The organism is Mesorhizobium sp. M4A.F.Ca.ET.020.02.1.1, assembly GCF_004022645.1.
Taxonomy (GTDB): Bacteria; Pseudomonadota; Alphaproteobacteria; order Rhizobiales; family Rhizobiaceae; genus Mesorhizobium.
Window position 1 is genome coordinate 1 of record NZ_RZOI01000652.1, and the last position, 3,420, is coordinate 3,420.

Below are 3,420 nucleotides of genomic sequence, written 5' to 3' on the forward strand. Positions count from 1 at the left end.
CCATAGGGCTGGCCGTTGAGCGCCTCCGCCGAGCCCGTGCGGGCCAGGAACAGGATGCCGGTGATCGCCGCCAGGACCGAACAGATGACATAGGCCAGGATCAGCTGACGGCGGGTGTTGATGCCGGAGAGCTGCGAGGCGCGGATGTTCGAGCCGACCGAATAGAAGTAGCGGCCGATCGTCGTCCTGTTGAGCAGCACCCACATGGCGACGAATATCAGGCCGGTGAACAGAACCGCCGGAGCCAGTCCCAGGATGCGCCCGTAGCCGAGAATGCGCTGGAAATCGTCAGGGATCTGCGTGACCGGCAGGCCGCTCGTCATGCTCAGGGAGACGCCAACGAGGCTGGTCGTCGTGCCGAGCGTCATCATGAAGGGCGGAACGTTGAGCATGGCGACGCCGAGACCGTTGATCAGCCCGATCACCACACTCGCGAGCAACCCGCCTGATATGGCAAGCGTCATGGCCATGAGCAAGGCATCGGGCGAGGAACCGAGGACCGATTTCAGGATCAGCGCCGTCACGACGCCGGCGAACCCGACCACCGAACCGACCGACAGATCGAGCCCGGCGGTGAGCAGCACCACGGCTTGCCCCATCGCAATGATGATCAGGAAGGTCGATTGCCGCGCGACATTGAAGATGTTGAGCGACGAGTAGAAGCGCTCCTCCTGAAGCGAGAAGAAGACGATCGCACCAACCAGCAGGAAGGGCAGGATGCCAAGATGGATGAAAGCAGCTTTCGTCCAGTTGGTCGGCGAGGACCGTGCGGCGGATTCGGAAGAGATTGCCACGTTCTTGGACCTTTCTAGTGCGACGATGTTTCGTCGATTGTGCCGAAGAAACCGTGCAGCACACGGCCTTCGGAAATGTCGGACTTTTCGATCTGGTCGACGATTTCGCCGTTGCGCACGACCAGCAGACGATGGCTGAGGTTCAGGACCTCCGGCAGGTCGGAGCTGACGATGATGACGGCTGCGCCGGCCTCGACCAGTTCCTTGATGAAGCCGTAGACCTCGACGCGCGCCGAGACGTCGATGCCGACCGTCGGCTCGTCGAACAGGAAGATGTCGGTCTCACGCCCCATCGCCTTGGCGATCATGATCTTCTGCTGGTTGCCGCCTGAATATTTCACCACCGGCTTGTCGAGCTCCAGCGGACGGACGCGCAGCCGCTCTCCCAGACGCTTGGCGAAGGTCCTTTCGCTTGCCGTCTTCAGCCAGCCGGACCATGAGAGCTCTGTCTGACCGAGGGAGGAAAGCGTCAGATTTTCCCGGGTCGGACGCAGCAGCATCAGGCCCTCATTGCGCCGGTCGGACGAGATGTAGGCGACGCCCATCTCCAGCAGCCTGGCAGGCGTGCGAACCGGAACGCTCTTGCCGCGCACTTCCACCGTTCCGGAGCGCACCGGCTCGAGCCCGAAGATCGAGCGGATCATTTCCGACTTTCCACAGCCGACGAGGCCGGAAAGACCGACGATCTCCCCAGCGCGAACCGCGAAGGAAGCGTTGGACACGCAGCCGGTCAGGGTCGTCAGGTTCTTGACCTCCAAAACGACTTCGCCTGGTGTGTGGGCTATCTCAGGATAGAATTTCTCGAACGAACGACCCGTCATCAGCTCCACGAGCGACTTCTGCGTGGTGGTTGCCACGTCGACGGTTTTCACGAAGCGGCCATCGCGCATGATGGTGACGCGATCGCCGATGGCCTCGATCTCCTTCATCCGATGCGTGATGTAGATGATGCCGACACCTTGCGCGCAAAGCTGCCGGACCAGGCCGAACATGGATTCGGTTTCTTTTTGCGAGAGCGACGCCGTCGGCTCGTCGAGGATGAGAACCCGCGGGTCGGTCAGCAGGGCCTTGGTCATCTCGACCATCTGCTGCTCCGCGCGCGACAGGCGCGCCACCATCGCCTGGGGATCGATGGCGAAGCCGAAACGCGACAGCGCCTCGGCCACCCTCGTACGGCGCTCCGCGATCCTGACAAACCCGTAACTGTTGGGCTCCGCCCCGAGGAAGATGTTTTCTTCCACGCTGAGATGCGGCGCCAGGCTGAACTCCTGGAACATTGCGGCGACGCCATGCGCGCGGGCGTCCTGGACGTCGCGAAACCTCAACTCCTTGCCGTCGATCGCGAGCGAACCCTGGTCTGGCGGAATGCGCCGGCGATCACGTTGATCAGCGTCGATTTTCCCGCACCGTTCTCGCCGAAGACGACGTGAACCTCGCCTCGCCTCAGATCGAAATCCATTGTGTCGAGAGCTCGCACGGCGCCGAACCGCTTCGAGATGCCGCTCACCGCCAAAAGCGGGGGCGCCATTTCGGGCGACTGCGCGCCTTGGCTCTCATTCACAAGGGTCGCGGCTGCGGCCATTGTCCCTGTACTCCCGTTTGTGCCGTCATCCCCTGACGGTGTCCCCGCGCCTGTTGCCGGCGCTCGCGGGACAGTGGTTCAGTTTCTAGCCATGGACGCCGAGTATCCAGCCCGTCGCGGCAAGATTCTTCTCGGCGTAGCGTCGCGGCGCGTCTTCGAGCGTCGTTGCCATGATGTCGTTCCAGCGATTGAGGAAGGCATGCCAGGCAATCAATCCCGCAATCACGACGATGGCCACCTCGCTGAAATGCTCGCGCAAGTCGGCCACGTCGGCATCGCGCGATTCACCGGGCATGCGCGCCGCGTTGCGGCAGAGCCGCAGCAGCGCCCGCTCGCGCGCATCATAGACGTCCGACGTCTCGAAGTCGCGAACCGCGAGCAGTTTGTCTTTCGCCAGGCCCAGTTCCTCGGCGCCGCAGGCCAGATGGGCCGCGCTGTACATCGCCCCCGAGAAAAGGCTGAAGGCGAAGCCGACGAGACGGCGCACCGGCTGTTCGATGTCATCAGGATACCACAAGGCGTCGGCGCATTTGCCCATCGCGCCCAGCAGCGCCGGGTCGCGAGCAAGCGTCAGGAAGCTGTTCGGCACGTAGCCGTGGTCTGCCTGTATCGCCGAAATCACGTCGGCGAGCCGCGGAGCGTCGCTTGCACTCAGCGGGTCTATTCTCGCCATGGCCCGATCCTTTCCGACGGCTTCAGCGATCGAGATGCCAGCCCAGGCTTTTCAGGTTCGCTTGCGCCCATTCAAAAGGCACGTCCTCTAGGCGCGTCTTGGCGATCTCGTTCCATTTGTTCAGGAAGGCCATGAAGCAGATCAGCCCAACGATGAAGGTCACCACTTCGAGGCTGAAATGCGCCTTCAAATCCTCGACGTCCTTGTCCGTCACTTCACCGGGGATTCGCGCCGCGTGCCGGCAAAGCCTGAGCACGGCGCGCTCGGCGTTCGAATAGACCGGCGATGTCTCGTAATCGAAGATCGCCTCTATCTTCTCGCGCGGCAGGCCAAGCTCCTCGGCGCCGCAAGCGCAATGGGCGGAACTGTAG

Annotated in this window: 4 protein-coding genes and 1 pseudogene; all 5 read right to left on the reverse strand. The window is 62.8% G+C overall.

Features of this window, described 5'->3' with window-relative positions; all coding sequences use genetic code 11:
- Positions 1–794: ABC transporter permease (locus EN742_RS28615; protein WP_148670320.1), on the reverse strand; the 794-nt coding region annotated here is incomplete at its 3' end.
- Between the two features lie 14 nt (positions 795–808).
- Positions 809–2,119, reverse strand: coding sequence for a sugar ABC transporter ATP-binding protein (locus tag EN742_RS28620; RefSeq protein WP_245492413.1), 1,311 nt, complete (start codon positions 2,117–2,119; stop codon positions 809–811).
- A complete protein-coding gene (locus EN742_RS39680; protein WP_245492414.1) occupies positions 2,116–2,376 on the reverse strand; it encodes an ATP-binding cassette domain-containing protein in 261 nt (86 codons plus the stop codon). Before EN742_RS39680 ends, EN742_RS28620 begins: the two co-directional genes overlap by 4 nt.
- A gap of 85 nt (positions 2,377–2,461) precedes the next feature.
- On the reverse strand, positions 2,462–3,049 hold the full coding sequence (locus EN742_RS28625) for a carboxymuconolactone decarboxylase family protein (protein WP_128333551.1): 588 nt from the start codon (positions 3,047–3,049) through the stop codon (positions 2,462–2,464).
- A 22-nt stretch (positions 3,050–3,071) separates the two neighbouring features.
- Positions 3,072–3,420, reverse strand: a pseudogene (locus tag EN742_RS38300) (carboxymuconolactone decarboxylase family protein); the annotation flags it as partial.